At 55.2% G+C, this 23,692-nt stretch carries 23 protein-coding genes and 2 tRNA genes; 17 read left to right on the forward strand and 8 right to left on the reverse strand.

Going from position 1 to position 23,692, the window contains the following annotated elements; genetic code table 11:
- Positions 1 to 22: 22 nt before the first annotated feature.
- Positions 23 to 88: a membrane protein YoeI gene (yoeI, locus tag ACMYSK_RS02300; protein ID WP_099002043.1), complete on the forward strand. Its 66-nt coding sequence runs from the start codon at positions 23 to 25 to the stop codon at positions 86 to 88.
- The gene (locus tag ACMYSK_RS02305) at positions 78 to 1,436 is read left to right on the forward strand and encodes an APC family permease (protein WP_434639922.1); all 1,359 of its coding nucleotides are present in this window, start codon (positions 78 to 80) and stop codon (positions 1,434 to 1,436) included. The genes yoeI and ACMYSK_RS02305 overlap by 11 nt, the downstream gene beginning before the upstream one ends.
- Before the next feature lie 177 nt (positions 1,437 to 1,613).
- Here ACMYSK_RS02305 and ACMYSK_RS02310 read toward each other — a convergent pair whose 3' ends face one another.
- Positions 1,614 to 1,925, reverse strand: coding sequence for an ArsR/SmtB family transcription factor (locus ACMYSK_RS02310; RefSeq protein WP_434639924.1), 312 nt, complete (start codon positions 1,923 to 1,925; stop codon positions 1,614 to 1,616).
- Positions 1,926 to 2,167: 242 nt separating this feature from the next.
- Between ACMYSK_RS02310 and fusA the strand changes: the two genes are divergently transcribed.
- Positions 2,168 to 4,270, forward strand: a complete 2,103-nt coding sequence (fusA, locus tag ACMYSK_RS02315) for an elongation factor G (RefSeq protein WP_434639925.1) — start codon at positions 2,168 to 2,170, stop codon at positions 4,268 to 4,270.
- 107 nt (positions 4,271 to 4,377) lie between these two features.
- Here the strand turns inward: fusA and sbcB are convergent, their stop codons facing one another.
- The gene (sbcB, locus tag ACMYSK_RS02320) at positions 4,378 to 5,802 is read right to left on the reverse strand and encodes an exodeoxyribonuclease I (RefSeq protein ID WP_434643769.1); all 1,425 of its coding nucleotides are present in this window, start codon (positions 5,800 to 5,802) and stop codon (positions 4,378 to 4,380) included.
- A gap of 180 nt (positions 5,803 to 5,982) precedes the next feature.
- Here sbcB and dacD point away from each other — a divergent pair, with 180 nt between their 5' ends.
- The 5 genes from dacD to cobT all read left to right on the forward strand — a co-directional run bounded on the left by dacD (position 5,983) and on the right by cobT (position 10,653).
- Positions 5,983 to 7,149 (forward strand): serine-type D-Ala-D-Ala carboxypeptidase DacD, encoded by a 1,167-nt coding sequence (dacD, locus tag ACMYSK_RS02325; RefSeq protein ID WP_434639927.1) that lies wholly within the window; start codon positions 5,983 to 5,985, stop codon positions 7,147 to 7,149.
- A gap of 146 nt (positions 7,150 to 7,295) precedes the next feature.
- On the forward strand, positions 7,296 to 7,769 hold the full coding sequence (gene sbmC / locus ACMYSK_RS02330) for a DNA gyrase inhibitor SbmC (RefSeq protein ID WP_434643772.1): 474 nt from the start codon (positions 7,296 to 7,298) through the stop codon (positions 7,767 to 7,769).
- A gap of 112 nt (positions 7,770 to 7,881) precedes the next feature.
- Positions 7,882 to 8,940: an FUSC family protein gene (locus ACMYSK_RS02335; RefSeq protein WP_434639929.1), complete on the forward strand. Its 1,059-nt coding sequence runs from the start codon at positions 7,882 to 7,884 to the stop codon at positions 8,938 to 8,940.
- Between the two features lie 168 nt (positions 8,941 to 9,108).
- The gene (locus ACMYSK_RS02340) at positions 9,109 to 9,432 is read left to right on the forward strand and encodes a DUF496 family protein (protein WP_004864499.1); all 324 of its coding nucleotides are present in this window, start codon (positions 9,109 to 9,111) and stop codon (positions 9,430 to 9,432) included.
- A gap of 162 nt (positions 9,433 to 9,594) precedes the next feature.
- The gene (cobT, locus tag ACMYSK_RS02345) at positions 9,595 to 10,653 is read left to right on the forward strand and encodes a nicotinate-nucleotide--dimethylbenzimidazole phosphoribosyltransferase (RefSeq protein ID WP_434643775.1); all 1,059 of its coding nucleotides are present in this window, start codon (positions 9,595 to 9,597) and stop codon (positions 10,651 to 10,653) included.
- Between the two features lie 43 nt (positions 10,654 to 10,696).
- On the opposite strand, the gene ACMYSK_RS02350 is transcribed toward cobT, so the two are convergent.
- On the reverse strand, positions 10,697 to 11,755 hold the full coding sequence (locus ACMYSK_RS02350) for an adenosylhomocysteinase (RefSeq protein WP_434643778.1): 1,059 nt from the start codon (positions 11,753 to 11,755) through the stop codon (positions 10,697 to 10,699).
- Between the two features lie 250 nt (positions 11,756 to 12,005).
- Between ACMYSK_RS02350 and ACMYSK_RS02355 the strand changes: the two genes are divergently transcribed.
- Positions 12,006 to 12,737: an HPP family protein gene (locus ACMYSK_RS02355; protein ID WP_434639930.1), complete on the forward strand. Its 732-nt coding sequence runs from the start codon at positions 12,006 to 12,008 to the stop codon at positions 12,735 to 12,737.
- Positions 12,738 to 12,756: 19 nt separating this feature from the next.
- Here the strand turns inward: ACMYSK_RS02355 and ACMYSK_RS02360 are convergent, their stop codons facing one another.
- Positions 12,757 to 13,146, reverse strand: coding sequence for a tautomerase family protein (locus tag ACMYSK_RS02360; RefSeq protein ID WP_434639932.1), 390 nt, complete (start codon positions 13,144 to 13,146; stop codon positions 12,757 to 12,759).
- Positions 13,147 to 13,258: 112 nt separating this feature from the next.
- Here ACMYSK_RS02360 and ACMYSK_RS02365 point away from each other — a divergent pair, with 112 nt between their 5' ends.
- Positions 13,259 to 14,182, forward strand: a complete 924-nt coding sequence (locus tag ACMYSK_RS02365) for a LysR family transcriptional regulator (RefSeq protein ID WP_434639934.1) — start codon at positions 13,259 to 13,261, stop codon at positions 14,180 to 14,182.
- Here the strand turns inward: ACMYSK_RS02365 and ACMYSK_RS02370 are convergent.
- Positions 14,175 to 14,915: a lipoyl protein ligase domain-containing protein gene (locus ACMYSK_RS02370; RefSeq protein ID WP_434639936.1), complete on the reverse strand. Its 741-nt coding sequence runs from the start codon at positions 14,913 to 14,915 to the stop codon at positions 14,175 to 14,177. The two genes, ACMYSK_RS02365 and ACMYSK_RS02370, sit on opposite strands and share 8 nt — an antisense overlap.
- Positions 14,916 to 14,959: 44 nt before the next feature.
- Entirely contained in the window at positions 14,960 to 16,282 is a 1,323-nt protein-coding gene (gene shiA / locus ACMYSK_RS02375; RefSeq protein ID WP_434639938.1) for a shikimate transporter, read from the reverse strand.
- Between the two features lie 290 nt (positions 16,283 to 16,572).
- Between shiA and ACMYSK_RS02380 the strand changes: the two genes are divergently transcribed.
- From ACMYSK_RS02380 to ACMYSK_RS02395, 4 genes are all read left to right on the forward strand, one after another.
- On the forward strand, positions 16,573 to 17,070 hold the full coding sequence (locus tag ACMYSK_RS02380) for a molybdopterin-dependent oxidoreductase (RefSeq protein ID WP_434639940.1): 498 nt from the start codon (positions 16,573 to 16,575) through the stop codon (positions 17,068 to 17,070).
- A 10-nt stretch (positions 17,071 to 17,080) separates the two neighbouring features.
- Positions 17,081 to 19,003 (forward strand): putative bifunctional diguanylate cyclase/phosphodiesterase, encoded by a 1,923-nt coding sequence (locus ACMYSK_RS02385; protein WP_434639942.1) that lies wholly within the window; start codon positions 17,081 to 17,083, stop codon positions 19,001 to 19,003.
- Positions 19,004 to 19,214: 211 nt separating this feature from the next.
- Positions 19,215 to 19,547: a DUF1971 domain-containing protein gene (locus ACMYSK_RS02390; protein WP_434639944.1), complete on the forward strand. Its 333-nt coding sequence runs from the start codon at positions 19,215 to 19,217 to the stop codon at positions 19,545 to 19,547.
- A 10-nt stretch (positions 19,548 to 19,557) separates the two neighbouring features.
- Positions 19,558 to 19,896, forward strand: a complete 339-nt coding sequence (locus tag ACMYSK_RS02395) for a DUF1869 domain-containing protein (protein ID WP_434639946.1) — start codon at positions 19,558 to 19,560, stop codon at positions 19,894 to 19,896.
- A gap of 207 nt (positions 19,897 to 20,103) precedes the next feature.
- On the opposite strand, the gene ACMYSK_RS02400 is transcribed toward ACMYSK_RS02395, so the two are convergent.
- A tRNA-Asn gene (locus ACMYSK_RS02400) sits at positions 20,104 to 20,179 on the reverse strand.
- 54 nt (positions 20,180 to 20,233) lie between these two features.
- On the opposite strand from ACMYSK_RS02400, the gene ACMYSK_RS02405 reads away from it, so the two are divergent.
- The 3 genes from ACMYSK_RS02405 (at position 20,234) to ACMYSK_RS02415 (ending at position 22,013) form a co-directional block, all read left to right on the forward strand.
- Entirely contained in the window at positions 20,234 to 20,365 is a 132-nt protein-coding gene (locus ACMYSK_RS02405) for a hypothetical protein (protein ID WP_434643781.1), read from the forward strand.
- An 8-nt stretch (positions 20,366 to 20,373) separates the two neighbouring features.
- Positions 20,374 to 21,810, forward strand: a complete 1,437-nt coding sequence (locus ACMYSK_RS02410; protein WP_434639947.1) for an EmmdR/YeeO family multidrug/toxin efflux MATE transporter — start codon at positions 20,374 to 20,376, stop codon at positions 21,808 to 21,810.
- A gap of 127 nt (positions 21,811 to 21,937) precedes the next feature.
- A tRNA-Asn gene (locus ACMYSK_RS02415) sits at positions 21,938 to 22,013 on the forward strand.
- 123 nt (positions 22,014 to 22,136) lie between these two features.
- On the opposite strand, the gene ACMYSK_RS02420 is transcribed toward ACMYSK_RS02415, so the two are convergent.
- Positions 22,137 to 23,591, reverse strand: coding sequence for an AMP nucleosidase (locus tag ACMYSK_RS02420; protein ID WP_434639949.1), 1,455 nt, complete (start codon positions 23,589 to 23,591; stop codon positions 22,137 to 22,139).
- Positions 23,592 to 23,692: the final 101 nt, after the last annotated feature.

Raw genomic sequence — 23,692 nt, forward strand, 5'->3', positions numbered from 1 at the left:
TGTCGCTGAGGAATACACTGAAATGGGGCAATTTTTTGCTTACGCGCTGGCATTCGCCGTAAAAGGGGATAACCACCATGTCGCATAACGCTACTCCAAAAACCTCTCGCGTGGAATTACGTAAAACGCTTACGTTGATTCCGGTTGTAATGATGGGCCTGGCCTATATGCAGCCGATGACGCTGTTCGATACGTTTGGTATCGTCTCTGGATTGACCGACGGTCACGTCGCGACGGCCTACGCCTTCGCGCTGATCGCGATTCTTTTTACGGCACTAAGCTACGGTAAACTGGTTCGTCGTTTCCCGTCAGCGGGTTCCGCTTACACCTACGCTCAGAAATCCATCAGCCCGGCCGTTGGCTTTATGGTTGGCTGGTCATCGCTGCTGGACTACCTGTTCATGCCGATGATCAACATTCTGTTGGCGAAAATTTACTTTGAAGCGCTGATGCCTTCCGTTCCGTCGTGGATCTTCGTGGTTGCTCTGGTCGGTTTTATGACCGTATCTAACCTGCGCAGCATCAAGGCGGTGGCGAACTTCAATACCCTGATCGTGGTTCTGCAAATGGGTATTGTGGCGGTGATTGTCGGCCTGATCATCTACGGTATCATGCACGGTGAAGGCGCCGGCACGCTGGCCAGCACCCGTCCGTTCTGGTCTGAAGGCGCCCATGTGGTACCGATGATTACCGGTGCGACCATTCTGTGCTTCTCGTTCCTCGGCTTCGACGGTATCTCTTCGCTGTCTGAAGAGACCAAAGATGCAGAGCGCGTGATTCCGAAGGCTATCTTCCTGACTGCGCTGATCGGTGGCCTGATCTTTATCTGTGCGTCTTATTTCCTGCAGCTGTATTTCCCGGATATCTCCCGCTTTAAAGATCCGGATGCATCGCAGCCTGAAATCATGCTGTACGTTGCTGGCAAAACCTTCCAGTGGGGCGTGCTGATTTTCTCCAGCGTGACCGTTCTGGCTTCCGGTATGGCCGCGCATGCGGGCGTGTCGCGTCTGATGTACGTGATGGGCCGCGACGGCGTATTTCCGTCCAGCTTCTTTGGTTACGTTCATCCGAAATGGCGTACCCCGGCGTTTAACGTTCTGCTGGTGGGTGCGATTGCGCTGCTGGCGATTAAATTCGACCTGGTGACTGCAACGGCGCTGATTAACTTCGGTGCGCTGGTGGCCTTTACCTTCGTTAACCTGTCGGTAATTTCACAGTTCTGGATCCGTGAGAAGCGTAACAAGACGCTGAAAGACCACATCAACTATCTCGTGCTGCCAACCTGTGGTGCACTGACCGTTGGCGCCCTGTGGGTCAACCTGGAACAGAGCTCTATGGTTCTGGGCCTGATTTGGGGCACCATTGGTCTGGTCTATCTGGCTTGCGTGACCCGTCGTTTCCGCAACCCGGTGCCGCAGTACGAAGACATCGCTTAATCACTCAACGTGATAAGAAAGCCGGAGGGAAACCTCCGGCTTTTTTTTGCCTGTTTTACCCGGTGGCGCTGCGCTGACCGGGCTACGGGGTGGTAAAACGGGGTAGGGGCTGCGGACCAGCGGTAGCCCGGACTGGCGCGGTGCACCGCCTCCGGGATGTACTGAGGAAGGAATGCTTTAGCTTTCTTGCCGCATCACGTAAAGCAGTGTATCCAGCAGCCCGGGAAAGCGGGCATCGAGATCGTCCCTGCGCAGGGAAATCATATTTTCCCGCCCCTGCGGGCGCTGCCAGATCACGCCGCTATCGCGCAGGACGCGCCAGTGGTGGGTCATTGTCGACTTGGCCACATCTTCATGACGCAGGGCGTTACAGCTCTGTTCACTGCCATCGGCCAGGATGCGAACGATCTCCAGACGCATCGGGTTACCAAGGGCAAAAAGAACATTTTCCAGGCGAATGTGTTCACGTTCGGGGTGATTGGCGATCATAATATTCCTGTGTCGGCGGTTGCGCGGCTCCCGGGAGCCGCAGCCCGTATCGGCGGCTGCCTGGTAATATATCCAAACTGGAGGTCTAAAGCCACGCGTGCAAGCCGCTCTGTTACCAATCGCTGTGATAGTAAAAAATAGTTCGAATATACTCGTACAATTGTACTATGATAGCTGCTGTTAACTACTCTGCGGCACAATTTGGCCGCTTACTGACAGTCAAAAATGACTAAGGACGCATCATGCCCCGACCCATCCCCCTCGAACGTTATCGCAACATCGGTATCTCCGCGCATATCGATGCCGGTAAAACCACCACCACCGAGCGCATTCTGTTTTACACCGGAATGAGCCACAAACTGGGTGAAGTACACGATGGCGCGGCAACCACTGACTGGATGGCGCAGGAGCAAGAGCGCGGAATTACCATTACTTCCGCTGCGGTGAGCTGCTTCTGGCCGGGGATGGATCGCAGCTTTGAGCCGCATCGTATCAATATTATCGACACCCCGGGGCACGTGGACTTCACCATCGAAGTCGAGCGCTCTATGCGTGTGCTGGACGGCGCGGTCATGGTCTACGACTCCGTCGGCGGCGTGCAGCCGCAATCGGAAACCGTGTGGCGGCAGGCGAATAAATACCACGTCCCGCGGCTGGCCTTCGTCAATAAAATGGACCGCCCCGGCGCCGATTTCTTCCGCGTCGTGCAGATGATGATTGACCGCCTGAAGGCAAATCCGGTGCCGATAGTGATCCCGATTGGCGCAGAAGAGCACTTCATTGGCGTGGTGGATCTCATCAAAATGCGCGCCATCTTGTGGGACGATGCAACCCAGGGGATGACCTTCAGCTATGCGCCGGTGCCGGATGAGCTGCTGGCAACCGCGCAGCAGTGGCGGGAAAAAATGGTATCCGCGGCGGCGGAAGCCAACGACGCGCTGATGGATAAATACCTTGAAACCGGTGAGCTGAGCGAGGCCGACATCGTGACCGGTCTGCGCAAACGCACCGTCGGCGGTGAAATTCAGCCGGTGCTGTGCGGAAGTGCCTTTAAAAATAAAGGCGTACAGCGGATGCTTGATGCGGTGATCGAACTGATGCCATCGCCGCAGGATGTCCCGGCGATTGAAGGCGTTGATGAGAAAGGGCAGCCAGCGGAGCGCCATCCTGGCGACGAGGAACCGTTCTCGGCGCTGGCATTTAAACTGATGACTGACCCGTACGTCGGCCAGTTGACTTTTATTCGTGTCTATTCCGGCACCCTGAAAAAAGGCGATGCGGTTTACAACCCGGTCAAAGGTAAGAAAGAACGTATCGGGCGTATTGTGCTGATGCATGCTAACGATCGCCATGAAGTGGATGAGCTGCATGCCGGGGATATTGCCGCCTGCGTCGGGCTGAAAGATGTCACCACTGGCGACACGCTGTGCGACCCGGATGCGGTCATCACTCTGGAGCGAATGGAGTTCCCGGAACCGGTGATTTCACTGGCGATTGAGCCGAAAACGAAAGCGGATCAGGAAAAAATGGGGATTGCGTTGCAGCGCCTGGCGTCTGAGGATCCCTCCTTCCGTCTGCATACCGATGAAGAGTCAGGGCAGACGATTATCTCCGGGATGGGCGAACTGCACCTGGAAATTATCGTCGACCGCATGAGGCGTGAATTCGGCGTGGAGGCCAATATCGGCCGTCCGCAGGTTACCTACCGCGAGACCCTGCGTAAAACGGTGAAAGAGGTAGAAGGGAAGTTTGTTCGTCAGTCCGGCGGGAAAGGGCAGTATGGTCATGTTGTCCTGACGCTCGAACCGCTGGCGCCGGGGAGCGGCTTTACGTTTGAAGACGCGACGAAAGGCGGCGTGGTGCCGCGGGAATACATCCCTTCCGTGGAGAAAGGCTTGCGTGAAGCAATGGGTACCGGTGTGCTGGCCGGTTATCCGGTGGTGGATGTCAAAGCGACCCTGACTTTTGGTTCGTATCATGACGTCGACTCATCGGAAATGGCCTTCCGCATGGCGGCGATTTTCGGCTTCAAGGAGGGGGCGCGCAGGGCTGATCCAGTCATTCTTGAACCGGTGATGCATGTGGAGGTGGAAACGCCGGAAGAGTACGCCGGGAATATTATGGGCGATCTCTCTTCTCGTCGCGGAATGGTGCAGGGGATGGAAGAACGTTTCGGCAGTCAGATTATTCGCGCGGATGTCCCGCTGGCTGAAATGTTTGGTTATTCCACTACGCTGCGTTCGATGTCGCAGGGACGAGCGACCTACAGTATGGAGTTCCATCACTACGCGGAGGCCCCGCGCAACGTAGCTGAGGCGATTATCGCCAGCCGCGCTAAAGGCTAAAATGTCCCCGGAAGTGATGCTGCGCATCTTTCCGGGCGACCACACCGCAGTGAGCTTTATCGCCCGGACAAGGCGCCTCAGGCGCTGCCTCCGGGCATTCCCTTCCGTTAAACAATCTCTTGCGCGTAGTGCCACAGCGCCTTCAGCTGCGCCAGCTTTTCGCTATCCTGCTCATGCTGCTGATACAGCATCTGCAGCTCATCGGCATAGGCCTGCAAAAACTCCGGCGTAAACACCTCGCGACGATGTTCTAGCCAACGCAGCTGCTCAGCCTCGTCGAGACTGCCGGGGAAGTTACGGGCACGGTAGTTAAACAGCAGTCGTTCTATTCGCTTATCAGCAAAGGTAATATCCAGCGCCGGAAGATTGCGCGGCTCGGTTTCCAGGACAATTTTCATCGCCGCGCGGTCGGCATCGCTGAAAAAACCGTTATAGAGCTGTGTATCGACGTTGTCGGAAGGAACAAACGGCTCCGCTTCGGCAAAAATGGCCACCACTTTTTCCCGTACCTGCGGATGACTACGCAGCAGCTGCAGATTATCCAGGCAGCGCTGACGGTTAATCCCCAGGCGGTCGGCATCTTGCGGGCGTAGGGTATTGTCCTGCGCCAGCACCGGGCATTTATTGAGATGGACCAGCTTAATGGGTACCGCCGCCAGCTCGCCCAGTTCGGCTTTTGGCGTGTACAGACGCTCGCGCAGCGTATCGGCATCCAATTCAAGCAGCGGCGTCATATCGCCGGCCAGATCGACCATGATAACCGCGTTACGGTTATCCGGATGCCAGGCCAGCGGAGCGACCAGACTGGTGTTGCCGCGCGCCGCACCGAACATGCCGGACACATGGACCAGCGGTTTCATCTGCGGAACGTCGATAAGCGTTGCCAGCTTACGCTTGTTTCGATGGCTGTAGAGGTAGTCGAACAGACGCGGTTGCTGAGCCTTGACCAGTTTTGCCATTGCGATGGTGGCGTAAACATCGGCCATCGCGTCGTGGGCGTTGCTGTGCTCAATGCCGTTGGCGACGGTCAGGTGCTCAAGGCGGAAACTCGGCAGGCCGTCATCGTTCTCTGGCCAGTTGATCCCTTCCGGGCGCAGTGCATAGCAGGCACGCATCACATCCAGCAGATCCCAACGAGAGTTGTCGTGCTGCCAGCTCCAGGCGTATGGATCGTAAAAGTTACGATAGAAAATATTGCGGCTGACTTCATCATCGAAGCGCACGTTGTTATACCCGACGATACAGGTTTTTGGCACCGTGAACAGATCGTGAATGCGGCGGGCAAAGGCGGCTTCGTTCTCGCCTTTGGCGTTCGCTTCCTGCGGGGTGATCCCGGTAATCATCACCGCCTGCGGCTGCGGCAGATAGTCGTCGGCCAGTTTGCAGTAGAAAACCTCCGGTTCACCGATGATATTCAGTTCCGCATCGGTGCGAATGGCGGCGAACTGGGCCGGCCTGTCAAGCGAAGGGTGGGTACCGAAGGTCTCGTAATCGTGGAATAAAAATCCGGGCTGGTTGGCGCTATCTTGCATAGTCTGTTCATTTTCCATGGTGGCTGGCACCCGATATGGTAAACGATTTGCCAGGCCATCAGAAGGGCATTGGCCGTACTGCACCTTTGCCGTGTCATATTTTCTTGCAATTAAACCCTGATTTGAAAGGAGAACTTCCGTAAAAAGGACGGCGGATCTGTCAATTTAGAGGATATGCCGTTGAAAGGCCGTTTTTTTATTGCTGTAACTTTGCTCGCTTCGAGCGTTTCTTGCGCATTTGCTGCTAATGATTTCCCCGTCACCGTGGCGCCACCGTCCATCCAGGCGGGCTCCTGGGTACTGATGGACTATACGACCGGCCAGGTACTGACGGCAGGTAATGAACATCAGCAGCGTAACCCCGCTAGTCTGACGAAGCTCATGACCGGTTACGTTGTCGATCGCGCTATCGACAGCCACAAGATCACCTTTGACGATATTGTCACCGTCGGCCGTGATGCCTGGGCGAAAGGCAACCCTGTTTTTGACGGTTCGTCGCTGATGTTCCTTAAGCCTGGCGATCGGCTCAGCGTGCGGGATTTAAGCCGCGGCCTGATCGTTGACTCCGGCAACGACGCCTGCGTGGCGCTCGCCGATTATGTCGCGGGTGGTCAGCCGCAGTTTGTGGCCATGATGAATGAGTACGTCAAAAAACTGCACCTGCAGGATACCCACTTTGAAACCGTGCACGGCCTGGATGCGCCGGGCCAGCACAGCTCGGCGTATGATCTTGCCGTGCTGTCGCGGGCGATTATCCACGGCGAGCCGGATGTTTATCATATGTACAGTCAAAAAAGCCTGACGTGGAACGGGATCACTCAGCAAAACCGCAACGGGCTGCTGTGGGATAAAACCATGAACGTCGATGGCTTGAAGACCGGCCATACCTCCGGCGCCGGCTTTAACCTGATCGCCTCTGCAATAGACGGCCAGCGACGTCTGATTGCGGTAGTGATGGGGGCCGATAGTCCGAAAGGACGCGAGCAGCAGGCGGCTAAACTGCTGCACTGGGGCCAGCAAAATTTCGATACCGTCCAGGTGCTGCAAAAGGGCAAGAAGCTGGGTAGCGAGCACATCTGGTACGGTGATAAAGACCAAATCCAGCTTGGTACCGATCAGGATTTCTGGCTGGCGCTGCCGAAGTCGGAAGTGCCGCGTATCAAGGCAAAATACGTCCTGGACAAAAAAGATCTCGAAGCGCCGATTGCTGCAAACCAGCGGGTCGGCGAAATCTCGCTGTATGACGGCGACAAAGTGGTTGCCCACTGGCCGCTGGTGACGCTGGAAAGCGTCGGCAAGGGCGGGGTGTTCTCGCGAATGAGCGACTATCTACACCACGCGCTGTAACCGCAACGCCCCGACAGGGGCGTTTTTTTTGCTCATAATTTGCCAGCCTGCATTGGCCACTCTGTGAATCAGCGCACATACTGATGTGCATCACCTGGCTACAGTGTATGTACATTTATACAGTTGTTATCAATGGTGGAGGCAATATGCACTATAGCGTGAAGTCCGTCGGCAAACGTACCGTTGCCGGTTTTCATATGGTGGGGCCCTGGGAGCAGACCGTTAAGCAGGGTTTTGAGCAACTGATGGCCTGGGTCAGCGGCAGCCAGGTTCCGGCGCAGGAGTGGCTGGCCGTTTACTATGACAATCCCGATCAGGTTCCGCCGGAGAAGCTGCGCTGCGATACGGTGGTTACCGTGGCAGATAATTTTGTGATTCCAACCAACAGCGAAGGGGTGATTCTCACCGAGATCGCGGGGGGCGAGTACGCTATTGCCAGCGCGCGGGTAGAAAATCATGACTTCTCCACGCCGTGGCTTGCATTCTTCAATAGCCTGGTGCAGAGCAAAGAGTATCAGATGGCGGAGAAACCCTGCTTTGAACGCTATTTGAACGACGGCAGTCAGGACGGTTACTGGGACATTGAAATGTATGTCGCGGTCGAACGCGTCGCGCGATAAGCGCATATCCATTCTACGGACAAGGTTTTTTACATTAGCGTGCTGCTTACGCTGAAAAAGCAGTTACAATTGGCCTTTGCTTCCTGCTGCTGTTTGTTTGCTGGAGAGGTTTGTGCGCGCTGATAAATCACTTAAGCCTTTCGAAATCCGTCTGTATCGCCACTATCGCGTGGTGCATGGTATTCGAATTGCTCTGGCCTTTGTCCTCACTTTTTTACTGGTTCGTCTGCTGCATGTACCGGAAGGAACGTGGCCTCTGATCACCCTTGTGGTGGTGATGGGGCCTATTTCGTTCTGGGGTAACGTGGTGCCGCGCGCTTTTGAGCGTATCGGCGGGACTATCCTGGGCTCGGCGCTCGGGCTGGTTGCGTTAAAACTTGAGCTTATCTCCTTACCCATTATGGTGCTGTGGTGCGCGGTGGCGATGTTCCTCTGCGGCTGGCTCGCCTTGGGGAAAAAGCCTTATCAGGCGCTGCTCATCGGTATTACGCTGGCGGTGGTCGTCGGCGCGCCGCCCGGGGATATGCACACCGCACTCTGGCGAAGCGGCGACGTTATCTTTGGCTCTCTGCTGGCGATGCTATTCACCGGTATCTGGCCGCAGCGGGCGTTCCTGCACTGGCGAATCCAGATGGCAAACTACGTCACCGCCTTCAACCGCCTTTATCAGGCCGGGTTCTCTCCCAATCTGGTGGAAAGACCGCGGCTGGAAAAACATCTGCAAAAAGTGCTTAACGATGTGGTGAAAATGCGCGGGTTGATTACGCCGGCAAGCAAGGAAACCCACATCCAGAAAGCCATCTTCGAAGCGATTCAAACCGTGAGCCGCAACCTGGTATGCATGCTGGAGCTGCAGATCAACGCCTACTGGAGCTCGCGTCCCGGCCACTTTGTGATGCTAAACGCCCATACGCTGCGTGAAACCCAGCAGATGACTCAGCAAACGCTGCTGACGATTGCGCATGCGTTGTATGAAGGTAACCCGCAGCCGATTCGCGCCAATACGGAAAAGCTTAACGATATCGTCGCTGAGCTGCGTGAGCTGATGAAAGAGCATCAGGGGGATAGCCTGTCGGAAACCCCGATTCATGGCTACGTCTGGCTAACGATAGAACTGGCGCGCCAGCTTGAACTGCTGTCGAATTTGATCTGCCGGGCTTTGCGTAAATAAAAACCAGATGCGCGCGTTTTACCTACAGGTTGCTTCGATTCAGCAGCGTTTAGGGTTATGATAAACGTCAAGGAAAAAACATTGTCATCAGCGGCTGCTAACAGTTATGTTAGCCCTATATAGCAGTCGCTTTAGCGAATCCGAATCTCAAATATTAGGGGTGTAAAAATGGAAACAACTAAGCCTTCTTTCCAGGACGTACTGGAGTTTGTTCGTCTGTATCGTCGTAAGAACAAATTGCAGCGTGAAATTCAGGACGTTGAGAAAAAGATCCGTGATAACCAGAAGCGCGTACTGCTGCTGGACAACCTCAGTGATTACATCAAGCCTGGCATGAGCGTTGAAGCTATTCAGGGTATTATCGCCAGCATGAAAAGCGATTACGAAGATCGCGTTGATGACTACATCATCAAAAATGCCGAACTGTCCAAAGAACGTCGCGACATTTCCAAAAAGCTGAAAGTCATGGGCGAAGCGAAGGTCGAAGAGTAATCGCATCGTACCTGCCCGGCGGCGGCTCTCGCCGTCGGGAATTATCCCCTTCTGATTTATCTCCTTCTCCCTGCGGGAACCGCTGCGTCACGCCAGCTTCTGCGCGCGACGGCGCTCACGACGGGCTACGGCAAATCACCTGAAAGTGCTACGAGGAACATGATGGACAATCTTTCGGCTTTCATCGCCGACATTCCGCAGCCGGATCGTGCGGCGATGGCTCAGGCGCAACAACATCTGGACGGTTTGCTAAAACCGCCGGGCAGTCTGGGACGGCTGGAGGCGCTGGCGGTCCAGCTGGCCGGGATGCCGGGATTGCAGGGGCAGCTACAGCTGACGAAAAAAGTCATTGTGGTGATGTGCGCCGATCATGGCGTCTGGCATGAAAGGGTGGCTATCTCACCGCAGGTCGTCACGGCGATTCAGGCGGTTAATATGACTCGCAAAAACACCGGCGTTTGCGTGCTGGCGGCCCAGGCTGGGGCGCAGGTTCATGTGGTTGATGCCGGTATCGACGCGGATCCGATCCCCGGACTGGTGGATATGAGCGTCGCGCGCGGCAGCGGTAATATTGCCCAAACGGCGGCTATGAGCCGGGAACAGGCAACGGCACTGCTGCTGGCCAGCATTCGCTATACGCGTGAACTGGCGGCGCAGGGCGTACGCGTCTTCGGCGTTGGCGAACTGGGGATGGCAAACACCACGCCGGCGGCAGCGGTGGTTAGCGTGCTCACCGGGAGCGATGCGCAGGATGTTGTCGGTATCGGCGCAAACCTGCCGGTTGCGCAACTGGGACATAAAGCAGACGTCGTCCGCCGGGCGATTGCTGTCAACCAGCCCCAGGCCGAAGATGGGCTGGACGTGCTGGCGAAGGTGGGTGGGTTTGATTTAGTAGGCATGACCGGCGTGATGCTGGGTGCCGCCTCCTGCGGACTCCCGGTTGTGCTGGACGGCTTCCTTTCCTATGCGTCAGCGCTGGCGGCCTGTCGCCTCGCCCCAGGCGTGCACCCCTACCTGATCCCCTCGCATCTGTCGGCGGAGAAAGGGGCGCGTATTGCGCTGGAACATCTCCAGCTAAAACCCTATCTGGATATGGATATGCGACTGGGTGAGGGCAGCGGTGCAGCGCTGGCGATGCATCTGGTACAGGCGGCGTGTACGGTATTTAACGAGATGGGGACGCTGGCAGAGAGTAATATTGTGCTGCCGGACAGCCACTAATCCGGATTCAGGGCGACCGTCGTCGCCCTGAGTCTGTGCCGGTTTACAGCGCCTTTTGCCACACGCTTTGCGGCAGCAGATAGACATTTGCTTCTGCGCTCATCCCGTCCGTCACGATGTGATGAATCCCGCTGGCCATCACCGCCAGGGTCACGTCAAAGGCGTTCAGGCTATCGCCAAATCCCGCGGTCAGGTTCAGCATTGAGCCGTTGGCCATCAGGTAAACGGTTTTATCACCCATCCGGTAGGCATTAATATACGGCATCACTTCCTGATGGCTGAACTGGCGCAGATAGCCGCAGTCGATCTCTTCCGCGACGTGGCCTACGTTGAGAATAAATACGCCATCCTTCGCCTTATCCAGCGCCGCGCTGTTGACCACTTTCTTCGCGCCGGTTGCCGTTGCGACAACGTCTGCTGAGGCGATGGCATCCTGCAAGTCGACAACGTGCCAGCCATCATAGGCGGCCTGCAGGCGACGGGCGGGATCGATTTCTGCCACCATCACCTGGCCACCAAAGGCTTTCGCTGCGGCAGCCACGCCTTGACCCACCAGACCGTAACCAATCACCAGCACTTTTTTCTCATGCAGAGTCAGATGGGTTGTCTGGAAGAAGGTGTGCCAGGCGGTGAGCCCTACCATATGACGGTTATGCAATCCTTCTTTAACCGGCAGATCATCCCAGTTAAAAATAGGGTAGCCGGGACGAATATCGCCGAGGCGGCTGACGCCGGAGCCGGTTGCTTCCAGCCCGGCGACAATATTGCCAAATTCACCGCGCTGGTGGAGCAGGGTGGTGATATCAGCCCCCATTTCACACAGATGGGTGGGACCCCATGCGATGGCTTTTTCCCATGACTGCTGCCAGTCAGCATCGCTCATGTCGCGCCAGGCGCACGCTTGCGCACCGCGCGCCACTAGCCAGGAGACAACCTCATCCTGAACGGTAGTGGGGTTACAGGTGGTCAGAAAGACTTCCGCCCCTTTCTCCAGAATGCCCTGCACCAGCGGGATCATTTTCATATCCAGATGCATGCAGCAGGCCAGACGGACATGGCTGAGATCGGGGAGGGCGGCGACCTGGCGCAACGTACGCGGCATATTCTGGCTGGCCCATGCCACGTCGTTCTCTAAATTTGTCTTATTATTCACTGTATTGTGACCTTCAATCCGTAGAGTGGGTTTAGCCCCGATGGGGAAATGATTCTAACGCAGTGTAGGGGAATCGCATAACGGCGGCCTGCCGCTAAATTCAGGGGGAAGTAGCCCCTGGAAAGATAGGGTTGTTAAAATATAGTTAAAAAATGAAAATGAAATATAAGTTATTCCTATGATGTAAGTGAGCCGTTCGATGTTAAGCGTTTTACCGACCGTGATGTTTTCGCGGGTGCGCATTTTTCTTGGGCGATTAAAGCCGCACGCTCTGCCGGTTGCCCGAAAACATATTTTTCTTGGCTCGATTGGTGCCGGTACGGGACTGGCCATCACCAGCCTGTTCAGCCACTGGCTGCTGGGTGAGATGAACCTGTGGTTTATCGCCCCGATGGGCGCCTCCGCGGTGCTGCTGTTTGGTGTGCCGAGTAGTCCCCTGGCGCAGCCGTGGTCAATAGTGGGAGGCAACGTGGTTTCGGCGCTGATCGGTGTCTCCGTCGGAATGTGGGTGCCCCATCTTGCCCTGGCCTGTGGTCTGGCGGCTGGGCTGGCGATTGCGGCCATGTATTTCCTCCGCTGTCTGCACCCGCCAGGCGGCGCCGTTGCACTGACGGCGATCCTCGGTGGTGCGGGCGTCCACAGCGCGGGATACCATTTTGTGCTGACGCCGGTTTTGCTGAATTCAGCGATGCTGGCGCTGCTGGCGATCATCTTCAACAATCTGGTCGGACGCCGCTATCCCCACTCTTTGGCAGCGGAAGAGGTCAAACCCAAAGTCGTGCCGCTGGGTATTCCGGTGACCCGCGAAGATATCCATGCCGCGTTACTCGACGGCCAGTTCCTTGATATTGATGAGGATGATGTTCAGGAGCTGCTGGAAAATATCGAACACAAAGCGCGGATGAGGATAGCCGCCGCGCCGAAAACATAACGGCGCGAGGCGGGGGAGATTACAGCTCCCCGGTCAAATACTGGGCGACGCCGCGGCCAAAACTCCAGTCGCCTTTCTGGTTACCGATCATGGAAATCATCAGGTCGTCAGCACTTAACCCGCAATGTTCCTGTAGTTCAGCGAGGAGGGCGGCATAGAAATGCTGCTTTTGTTCTTCGCTACGCGGGCTGGTGTAGACTCGCACGACCACCAGGTTTTTGCTCCGCGTTAATCCCAGTCCGGTATCCTCGATCACCATATGGTGAGCTTTGTTTTCGTGAACAATCTGGTAACGATCGCGATCCGGCACCTTAAACGCATGAATAACCGCGCGATGTGCGGCATCCAGCAGGACGTTAAGTTCGCGCTCGCTACGCCCTTCAATCACATCAAATATCAGTAACGGCATGGCAGGTACTCCTTACAGGGTGAATAAGCTGACTTCCACGATGCTATCCCATGTCCTGATGAGCAAAAACCGCTATAGTTGAACTCATTGTTTATACAGGTGAACAATCAACATGAGCGAGATTCGCCCGGAGAGTTACTGGACACATTTGTACTGGCTGACGGTGCTGGAAGAGCAAAAGAGTTATACCCGCGCGGCGGAAAAGCTGGCGGTCAGTAAGTCGGCGATCAGTCAGAAAATCAGCGAACTGGAGCGAATCACCGGCAAAACGCTGGTGCATCGCACGACCCGTAACGTCACGCTCAGCGAGGATGGCCTGCGGCTGGTGGCGGATCTGAATGAACCTTTCGGGCAGCTCCGTGACATCTTTGCCGGAACCTGCGATGAGGGGGGACCGCTGCGGGGAACGTTACGGGTGACGGCACCGGTTGCATTTTCCCGTCAACTGCTGGTACCGGCAATAACGCCATTTCTGCATCAGCATCCTCAGCTTCAATTACAGCTGGAGGTCACCGACCGGCTGGTATCCCTGGCCAGTGAGGGGTTTGACCTGGCGATTCGCCACTGCCGCCGCGAAGCATTACCGGAGACTCACGTGGCCTGGCCGCTGTGCAGCACGGCGACGCTCATCGTGGCATCAGCGGAATATATCCGCCGTTTCGGCCGCCCGGAATCCCCGGAGGCGTTGCGCCATCATCAGTGTCTGACCTATCCGCGCGGGCCGCAAAGCCCACTGTGGACGTTTGAGTCCTGCGAACAACCGGCTGAACGGGTGAGCGTTAAGGTGCATGGCCCTTTCGCCACCAACAACAGTGAGTCGCTCCGCGATGCGGTGCTGGCGGGCCTGGGGATTGCGCTGCTGCCCGATTTCAGTGCCCGGGAGGCCATTGGCCGTGGGCTTGTGCAGGAGCTGCTTCCAGGCTGGCGGCCGGTCGAGGTCTTCGCGCCGCATCTGTATGTCATCCGGCCCTACGCGCCGCGCGTGTCGCGCGCGCTTGAAACCTTCAGCCGCTATTTGAAGCTCACCTTTAGCTGAGATGCGCCAGCTGTTCTGCCAGTGCCTGGCGAAAGCGGGGAAGTAAATCCGTTTCGCCGGGCAGAAGCTGCGCCAGGGTTACGGTTTTATCTGCACGATAAACCCGGCCACTGTTGAGGTGGGCCTCGAAATCATTCGCTGCCTGATGCGCGGCGATCAGATTGGTGTCCAGCAAGATCACCGCATGGGCGAGGACCACGTGTCCCTGCCCATCGGCCAGAGAGCGCCAGTACTGGGCGGTACCGACAATCTTGCGGGCGTGGTCGCTCTCGCCGCAGGCCAGGTTGTAGCGCCCGTCGCAGAACGACCCCGTCACCGCCTGATAATGACTCCCGATGCCAAAGGTTGCCAGCGTGCGCTGAAGCAGCCCGCAAAGCTGAAGATAGATCGGTTCCGCCGCATCTCCCAGCGGCTGGGTAACCGGCCAGGCGAGGCTGAGATTGATAATTCCGGGTCCCTGCGGAACCAGTCCGCCGCCGGAGCGTCGGATCCACACCGGCCAGCCGCGGCGGGAAAAAAGGGCGCTGACGTCGCTGAGTTCACTAAATTTGCGATAGCTGCCGGGCACTACCAGTCCCTGCGGAGCCTGCCAGAGGCGGGCAACGGCTTCACCACGGCGGGCTTGCTCAAACAGCGGTTGTTCAGCAAGCGTCGGGTCAGGGCAATAGAGTAGCGGGAGCGACTGGGATTGAAACTGTGCTGGCCAACAGGCCGGGCGGTTGTCCGGAATCATAAGGTCTCCATCTGGACGGCGGTTCCCCGCCGTCCGTCACGCATTCAGGCATGAGGGTTCTTTTTCATCAACATGGCGGTGATGGCGGAGAGCAAGCAGCCGACGGTCAGGTAAATCGCTACGCTGTGCCATGAGCCACCGGAGAAGGTCACCAATGCCGCGGCAATAAAGGGCGTAAATCCGCCGCCGATGACGCTGGCGACCTGATACCCGACGCCGGCTCCGCTGTAACGATAGCTGGCACCAAACATTTCGGTGAACATCGGTTGCTGGACACAAACCACCATATCATGGGCGATATTGGCCAGCATCAGGGCGAAAAAGAGGATCCAGAAGTACGACTGGCTTTCCAGCGCCATAAAAAACGGGAAGGCGCTGAGCGTGCCGATTAGCGCACCGGTAATGTAAATCCGTCGACGGCCAAAGCGGTCGGCAAGCCAGGCGAAACAAGGGATCGTCAGGCAGCTGATCCCGCCGACCAGCAGGCCAATGTTGAGGAATAATTCACGCGGTAGCCCGAGATTCTGCGTTGAGTAATTCAAGGCGAAGGCGGTGACTATATACATAGTCAGCAGCTCGCACAGGCGCAGGGCAATAATCATTAAAAAGGCGCCGGGATGACGGAACAAGGCTTCAACGACCGGCAGGCGTTTTTTGGCCGTCGTCTGGTGCGTATCCTGCTGCTGATTTTCAAATTCAGCTGATTCGGTCATACCGTTGCGGATCCACAGTGCGGCCAGCACCAGCACCACGCTGAACAAAAATGGCAGGCGCCAGCCCCAGCTGAGAAACTGCTCGTTGGTGGTGTTTGCACTGATCAGCGAGACCAGACCGGTGGAAAGCAGCAGGCCAACGCCGTAACCCACCTGGACACCGCTGCTGTAGAAGGCTTTTTTATTCTTAGGCGCGCTTTCTACTGCCAGCAGCGCCGCGCCGCCCCATTCTCCGCCAACGGCGAAACCCTGAATGGCGCGCAGGGTGACCAGTAAAACGGGGGCCCACCAGCCGATTTGATTAAATGAAGGGAGTACGCCGATGCAGGCGGTTGCAATCCCCATCATCCAGACGGTCATCATCAGCATCCGTTTACGTCCGAGACGGTCGCCAAAATGGCCGAAGATAATGCCGCCTAAGGGACGAAACAGAAAGCCGACGCCGAAGGTGGCAAAGGCAGCAAGCGTACCCATGGCCGGGCTAATCTGCGGGAAAAATTCCCGGTTAAAAACCAGGGCGGCAGTAATGCCGTAAAGTAAAAAATCGTACCAGTCCACCACGGCACCGGCAAAGCTGCCCCAGGCCGCTCTTTTGGCACGGTTGAGTGAACAAGTCTCCTTGCCGGGGCGGGGGGAAATAAGCGTTGAGTCCATACCTGTCCTGTCTTTGCAAAGTTTGTCATTATTGGAATGAGACGCAGTCTTAGCGGCGTCAGTAGAGAGACTACCGCGCCCCCGAATGAGAGAAAAGATTTTTACAGAAAGTGCTGCCTTAATCGCAAAAAATGTGCTTTTTATCTCCAGGTGTAAACATGGTGTCAGAGTGTTCTGAAATGAGAAAATATTTTTAATCGAGAACCTCATAACCCGCTGCTGACATCTTTTAAGAATTGACCCTAATGGTTTACAATTAAGTTATCTCCAATTCCGGAATGGTGAGCTAAATGCGTCTACTTTTCGCAGTTTTATTTTGTGTTATGGTTTTGCCTAATGCTTTTGCAGAAAAACTGCCAGCCCCTACGGGGAAGCCCGTTTTAACCATTTCCGGCTTGATTGGAAATACAAATGCAGGCGATACCGCAGTGTTTGACCTGGCAGCATTAGAGAAACTGGGGATGGAAACTATCGTCACTACCACTCCCTGGTACTCAGGAAAAGTGCGCTTCGATGGCATTTCCCTCAGCAAACTCATGGATTTAGTGGGCGCCAAGGGAAAGACGGCCAAGGTCATTGCCCTGAACGACTATACGACGACGGTCCCGCTCGATGACTTTCACAAGTTCCCTGTTATCCTGGCGCTAAAAATGAACGGCGAATATATGCACATCCGCGATAAAGGGCCTTTATTTATTGTTTATCCGTACGACAGTCTCCCTGAACTGCAGAACCAGATTTATTATTCCCGTTCGGCATGGCAAGTTTCAAAAATTATCATAGAGTAAGGGTTTGATCTTGAATCGAATACTTACTGCAATTATTTTGTCGCTGTTCATCATCACCGGATACATTACGTATCTGGTGCATGAGCGGCAAAGTGAGTTACAGAAATTAACCCGCTATACGGACTCCTGGTCAGTCTCCCAGATGGTTTCCGAGTATATGCGGCTGGAGTCGAGTTTAGGTGCGTTCGCGCTTGGCGTGGAAAGCACCGACCGCGATCAGGTACGCCTGCGCCTGGATATCATGCTGAGCCAGATTGAACTGCTACAGCAGGGCGATCTGGGCAGTTTTATTCATAAAGATGCCTGGCGCCAGGCCACCGTCGATAGTTTGATCAGTATTTTGCGCCAGCTCGACAAAGAGCTGGATACGATGACGCCTGCACAGATCAAGCAGGTGTTAGGCAAAATGAGTGAGCTTGACGGTCCAATGACGTCGATTGCCTCTACCTCGCTGGTGCAGGGGATCGATGTTGTTAATCAGACTCACGATAAAATTCAGAATCTGTATTACATCTACTCAATTATTTCCGTCCTTTTGATTACAACCTGTATCACGTTGGGACTGCTGATGCTGCGGCAGAATAACAATCTGCGGCGCGCCCACGTGCGCATGAAGCTGCTGGCCGACGATCTGCAGCTCTCAAAAGAGAAGCTGCAGGTACAAAACCGCCGCTTGCAGTACGATGCCTATCATGACTCACTGACCGGAATGCCTAACCGACTCTCCTTCTGGCAAAAGCTGCAGGAAATTGTCAATCAGGTCAGGCCTTACCATGGCTGTGCCGTGGTGATGCTTTTCGACCTGGATAATTTTAAAGATGTAAACGATACGCTTGGCCACGATTCCGGCGACAAGCTGTTGCAGGAGCTGGCAAGCCGGCTGTCATTTTTCCGTAAAACGGCGGAAACGCTCTACCGCCTGGGAGGCGATGAGTTTGCGCTTATCTCTTATGACCTGAGCGAAGAAATGGCGCTGGAACGGGCGATGGTGATCCGTGAAAAAATTATTCAGCCGTATCAAATCTATGACTCGATGATCAACATCGATGCCTGTATCGGCCTCGTGCTCTCCGATCGCGAAACGCGTACCGACTATTTATATAAATGTGCCGATCTTGCGCTGTATGAGGCGAAAAAAGAGGGGGCGGGTACCGTTAAAGTCTTCCGGCCCGGCATGCTGCAACGGTTACAGGAAAACAAATCTTTTGAGGACGATCTGCTGCAGGCGCTCGGTAATGGCGAATTCCGGGTTTATTACCAGCCGATAGCCGATACAGTCAGCGGTGAAATCTACGGTTACGAAGCGCTGGTTCGCTGGTTCCATCCGGTTCGTGGCGTGGTTCCGCCGAGCACCTTTATTCCAGTTGCCGAGAAAACCGGCATGATAAACGCCCTCGGCGAGTGGGTGCTGAGTACCGCCTGCGAAGAGGCTGCGCGCTGGTCATCGCCGCTTAAGGTTTCCGTGAATGTCTCGCCCATTCAGCTGATTAACAGCTCATTGACCGATGTGATTGTGTCCGTATTGAAAAAAACGGGACTCGATCCGCATCGTCTGGATCTGGAAATTACCGAGTCGGATGTGTTCAATGAAAACACCCGCTCCTTAGAGATCCTCAGCCAGCTGCGCGAACTTGGCATTCAGATTTCTATTGATGATTTTGGTACCGGCTACTCGTCATTGTCGCGCCTGAGTTATTTCCCGTTTGATAAGATAAAAATCGATCGCTCATTCGTGATTAATATCCCAGTACAGAAAGACGATCTTGATATTGTGCGCCTGATCATCAGCATGGGGAAAAGTTTACATATGCGTATCGTCGCCGAAGGCGTCGAAACCGAAGAACAGTTACAGTCTCTGCAACAATTAGGTTGCGATCTGGTTCAGGGCTATCTGATAGGTAAACCCGGGCCCCTGAACACGCCGGCAAAATAAATCATACTCCCTCCTTTCTTATTACGGATCTGAAAAACCAGATCCGGCCATTCTTATATTTAAATAATACTAACCCTTATTGAGTATAAATAGAGGTAGGGGCTCAGCATGTTAAAAAATAATCCCCTGAGTGATTAAAAGGGGTATATCATATGCAACATATTTCACCGTTTCCGACCGCCCGGAACAGGGCGGAAAGCGAGGCCGAATCATGCAGCGAATGATTATTCCCACCCACTATGTACACACCCGAACCACGCCGCTGTGGACCAAAGAGACGGCGCCGGCATCAATCTGGCAGCGACATCTTGATGCCGGAACGCGGCAGGGTGTGTATCCCCGTCTGGCGGTGATGCAGGGGGCGATCCGCTATTACGGCTATGCCGATGAGACGAGCCCGGAAGCGGTAGAAACGCTGACGATTGAAGCCGGACAGTTTGGCGTATTTCCGCCGGAGAAATGGCACAGAATTGAAGCATTGACCGAGGATACCGTCTTCAATGTGGATTTCTATGTCGATCCTCGCATTCTGATTGAGGGATAAGGACGCACGTATGAACAGCGATAACAGAGGTTATTCATTGGCCGTGGCGAATGGCAACAATAATGACAGGCAAGAGAAAGTCTATTTGAAGCCGATGGCGCTCTATATTCCCGCCATGGCTGAGCAGGCGCTGGCGGAGCTTGTGGTGCCGCTGTCGTCTGACAATGCGCAGGGGAAGGGTTTCATTCTGTCGGTGACCAATAATAATAATGGCGTATCGGTGGATAAGGAGTTTGCCTCTTTGAGCGAGCTGCAGGCGCCGGGCGTGGCTGCCGATGCGGTAAAAGATCTGATTAATATCGTGCGCGGTTATGAATCGGATGAAGAGACCAACGTCTGCGGCTGGTAGGTCAGCAGAGATAAATAGCGGGCGCTAGCGGGCCGCTTTATTGGAGCTTTCAGAAAGGCCTTGCAGACAGATGCCTCGGGGCAGGCGCCCCGGGGAGAATACGGAAAGCCTGAAGCACGGATATCCGCCGGTAAGCCGGGCCAGGCTTTCCTCGTGTGCACAAACAAAAAGCCCGCTCGGGTTTCCCTGAGCGGGCTTTTCTATGTATGGCTCCTCTGACTGGACTCGAACCAGTGACATACGGATTAACAGTCCGCCGTTCTACCGACTGAACTACAGAGGAATCGCTGTGGGGTCGTATCTTAGCGGCGAAAAAATTTTTGTCAAACATCAATTTGTGCCGAAACGGTCAATTGCCGCATCCATCAACAATTTGTTGCTATTACCGACAATTATTAAGGAAAAATGTTTTGCAGGATGCGCCATTCTCTATCATTATTTGAAATGTAGTTTCAACTTTGCTCACTAAGGTCTCCTTTGAACGTCACCTCCGCAGTAAGCCAGGTCTTTGGACGCACCACCTGGTTCAAAAAGCGTAAAAGTTATCGTGTACTTTACTGGCGTGAAATCAGCCCCCTTGCCATACCTATTTTCCTTGAGAACACCTGCGTTTTACTGATGGGCGTCCTGAGTACGTTCCTGGTCAGCTGGTTAGGAAAAGAGGCGATGGCTGGCGTGGGTCTGGCCGACAGTTTTAACATGGTGATCATGTCGTTCTTTGCCGCCATCGATCTCGGTACCACGGTGGTCGTGGCCTTTAGCCTCGGCAAACGCGACCGGCGGCGGGCGAGGGCGGCGGCGAGACAATCGCTGGCCATTATGACGCTGTTCTCCATCCTGCTGGCGGTGGTTATCCATGCATTCGGTAGTGAGATCATTAATTTTGTCGCCGGTGAGGCCTCGGCGCCGGTGAAGGAGATGGCGCTGACCTACCTGGAGCTGACGGTGTTGAGCTACCCGGCTGCTGCCATCGCGCTCATCGGCAGTGGGGCGCTGCGCGGAGCAGGCAACACCAAAATTCCGCTGTTGATCAATGGCGGGATGAACATCCTCAATATCATCATCAGCAGTATCCTGATTTACGGCATTTTTTCCTGGCCGGGTCTGGGTTTCGTTGGGGCCGGTCTTGGGCTGACAATCGCCCGCTATATTGGTGCCGTGGCGATAGTCTGGGTGCTGGCAATTGGCTTTAACCCGGCGCTGCGCATCTCGCTGAAGAGCTATTTTCAGCCGTTTAATCTGGCGATTATCTGGGAAGTGATGGGCATTGGCATCCCGGCGAGTATTGAATCGGTTCTGTTCAATGGCGGTAAGCTGCTGACACAGATGTTTGTTGCGGGCATGGGGACCAACGTCATTGCCGGTAACTTTATCGCCTTTTCCGTCGCCTCGTTGATTAACCTGCCGGGGAATGCGCTGGGTTCCGCCTCCACCATTATTACCGGGAAACGGCTGGGGAAAGGGCAAATAGGCCAGGCGGAACGTCAGGCATGGCATGTATTCTGGCTGTCGACGATAGTCCTGACGGTCATTGCGTGGGGCACGGCGCCGTTTGCCAATCTTATTGCATCGTTTTACACCAGCGAAGAAGACGTCAAAGTGGTGGTCAAAGAGCTGCTGTGGCTGAACGCCTTCTTTATGCCTATCTGGGCGACCTCGTGGATCCTGCCTTGTGCCTTCAAGGGGGCGCGTGATGTGCGCTATACCATGTGGGTATCGATGCTGGGGATGTGGGGCTGCCGCGTGGTCGCGGGTTACACTCTGGGCATTGTGCTGGGTATGGGGGTGATCGGCGTCTGGCTGGGGATGGTACTCGACTGGGCGGTACGCGGGGTACTGTTCTATGGCCGAATGGTCAGTGGGCGCTGGCTATGGAAATATCCGAGAAGCAAGGTTCAAGTGGACGAAACATAACCACTTTTCAGGCGAAACGGTACTTTTTGCCCAAAGTGGAGAATAAATCGGCAAACGATTTAAATTGTGCGAAACAGCCTTTGACAAGGCCAGGCGGCGCCGTTAATATTCGCCCCGTTCACACGATTCCTCTGTAGTTCAGTCGGTAGAACGGCGGACTGTTAATCCGTATGTCACTGGTTCGAGTCCAGTCAGAGGAGCCATATTTAAGAAGCCCGCTTAAGGAAACTTAAGCGGGCTTTTTGCTTTTCTTTTGCTGTCACAATGTGCTGAAAATGCCTGACCCTTTGCGCGAGTTTCCTCGCGCAAAGGGGGCGAAAAGCGCGTTAGCGGAACGGCGGTTCGTTAAAGGTTCGCAGCTTGCGTGAGTGCATATGGTCACCTTCTGCGCGCAGCAAATCGATGGCCTTAATACCTATCTGCAGATGCTCGGAGATAGCCCCTTCATAAAAGCGGTTGGCCTGGCCCGGCAGCTTAATTTCACCGTGCAGTGGTTTATCAGAGACGCACAGCAGTGTGCCGTACGGGACGCGGAAACGGTAGCCCTGGGCCGCAATGGTCGCGCTCTCCATATCGATGGCCACGGCGCGGCTGAGGTTAAAACGCAGTGCGGAAGCGGAATAACGCAGCTCCCAGTTGCGATCGTCGGTGGTGACGACCGTGCCGGTACGCAGGCGCTGCTTGACTTCCTCACCCGGCATCCCGCTGATCTGTTTGGTGGCGTCGTACAGCGCGCGCTGTACTTCGGCAATGCTGGGGATCGGGATATCCGGCGGCAGTACCGCATCCAGCACATGGTCGTCACGCAAATATGCATGGGCCAGCACGTAGTCGCCGATGGTCTGGCTTTCACGCAGGCCGCCGCAGTGGCCAATCATCAGCCAGACGTCCGGGCGCAACACCGCCAGATGGTCGCAGATGTTTTTGGCATTTGCCGGGCCGACGCCGATATTAATTAACGTAATCCCCTGGCCATCTTTGGTTATCAGGTGCCAGGCGGGCATCTGATGCTTTTTCCATGCCAGATCGGACACGGCCTGCTCGGGGGCTTCCGTATCGGCCGTTATCCAGATCCCACCGGCGCAAGAAAGCGCAATATAGGGGCTGTCAGGATCGAGGATCTGACTGCAACCCCAACTGACGAACTCATCAACGTAACGGGTGTAGTTGGTAAACAGAACGTACGGTTGAAAATGATCGACCGGTGTCCCGGTATAGTGCCGCAGGCGTGCAAGCGAGAAATCGACACGGCGGGCGTCAAAATGGGAAAGCGGGTGGTGCTCGGTGGGATGGAATAACCCGTCTGCGGTTTCATCACCAATTTGCGACAGCTCGGTTGTCGGGAAATGGCGAGTCAGGCCCGCGCTCATTGAGCGATCGAGGGTTAATGCAGAACCGTCGATGACATAAGGATAAGGGATTTCATGCTGCGACAGTCCGACGCTAATATGCGCGCCGTAATCCTGATACAGCGACGTTAGCTGTTCCAGCAGGTAGGCACGAAACAGTTTCGGATTGGTAATGGTGGTGGTGTAGCAACCGGCATGGGTGAAGCGGCCCCAGGCCCGGGTTTTTAACGCTTTATGGTCCGCACCGTCCCATGAAACGGAGAGCTGCGGATAGACAAACAAGCCGTTAGCACGGACGTCGTCATCCGGGAGAACGCTGTGGCTGATATATTCGCCGATGGCTTTACGTAATGCATTGACCGAACGTTCGTACTGCAATTCAAGCTGATTCAGTGCTTGTTCCGGGGTCAGACTGGCGGCCTTGTGGTTCATCTTCGCTCCTTTATTCAGGTCTGCTGACATGCTTGATAGTATGTCACAGACGGAAAAGAGCGAAGGGGAATTTCATCCGCTGAGCGGTGAAAGTGATTGAA

Origin of the sequence: Klebsiella sp. I138 (assembly GCF_051131765.1) — a bacterium.
Lineage (GTDB): Bacteria > Pseudomonadota > Gammaproteobacteria > Enterobacterales > Enterobacteriaceae > Klebsiella.

Bases quoted from the DNA above. Each gene is read 5' to 3' on its own strand.
- ACMYSK_RS02305 (WP_434639922.1), top strand. From the start codon at position 78: ATGTCGCATAACGCTACTCCAAAAACCTCTCGCGTGGAATTACGTAAA.
- ACMYSK_RS02310 (WP_434639924.1), bottom strand. From the start codon at position 1,925: ATGATCGCCAATCACCCCGAACGTGAACACATTCGCCTGGAAAATGTT.
- fusA (WP_434639925.1), top strand. From the start codon at position 2,168: ATGCCCCGACCCATCCCCCTCGAACGTTATCGCAACATCGGTATCTCC.
- sbcB (WP_434643769.1), bottom strand. From the start codon at position 5,802: ATGCAAGATAGCGCCAACCAGCCCGGATTTTTATTCCACGATTACGAG.
- sbmC (WP_434643772.1), top strand. From the start codon at position 7,296: ATGCACTATAGCGTGAAGTCCGTCGGCAAACGTACCGTTGCCGGTTTT.
- ACMYSK_RS02340 (WP_004864499.1), top strand. From the start codon at position 9,109: ATGGAAACAACTAAGCCTTCTTTCCAGGACGTACTGGAGTTTGTTCGT.
- cobT (WP_434643775.1), top strand. From the start codon at position 9,595: ATGGACAATCTTTCGGCTTTCATCGCCGACATTCCGCAGCCGGATCGT.
- ACMYSK_RS02350 (WP_434643778.1), bottom strand. From the start codon at position 11,755: ATGCCGCGTACGTTGCGCCAGGTCGCCGCCCTCCCCGATCTCAGCCAT.
- ACMYSK_RS02355 (WP_434639930.1), top strand. From the start codon at position 12,006: ATGTTAAGCGTTTTACCGACCGTGATGTTTTCGCGGGTGCGCATTTTT.
- ACMYSK_RS02360 (WP_434639932.1), bottom strand. From the start codon at position 13,146: ATGCCGTTACTGATATTTGATGTGATTGAAGGGCGTAGCGAGCGCGAA.
- ACMYSK_RS02365 (WP_434639934.1), top strand. From the start codon at position 13,259: ATGAGCGAGATTCGCCCGGAGAGTTACTGGACACATTTGTACTGGCTG.
- ACMYSK_RS02370 (WP_434639936.1), bottom strand. From the start codon at position 14,915: ATGATTCCGGACAACCGCCCGGCCTGTTGGCCAGCACAGTTTCAATCC.
- shiA (WP_434639938.1), bottom strand. From the start codon at position 16,282: ATGGACTCAACGCTTATTTCCCCCCGCCCCGGCAAGGAGACTTGTTCA.
- ACMYSK_RS02380 (WP_434639940.1), top strand. From the start codon at position 16,573: ATGCGTCTACTTTTCGCAGTTTTATTTTGTGTTATGGTTTTGCCTAAT.
- ACMYSK_RS02390 (WP_434639944.1), top strand. From the start codon at position 19,215: ATGCAGCGAATGATTATTCCCACCCACTATGTACACACCCGAACCACG.
- ACMYSK_RS02395 (WP_434639946.1), top strand. From the start codon at position 19,558: ATGAACAGCGATAACAGAGGTTATTCATTGGCCGTGGCGAATGGCAAC.
- ACMYSK_RS02420 (WP_434639949.1), bottom strand. From the start codon at position 23,591: ATGAACCACAAGGCCGCCAGTCTGACCCCGGAACAAGCACTGAATCAG.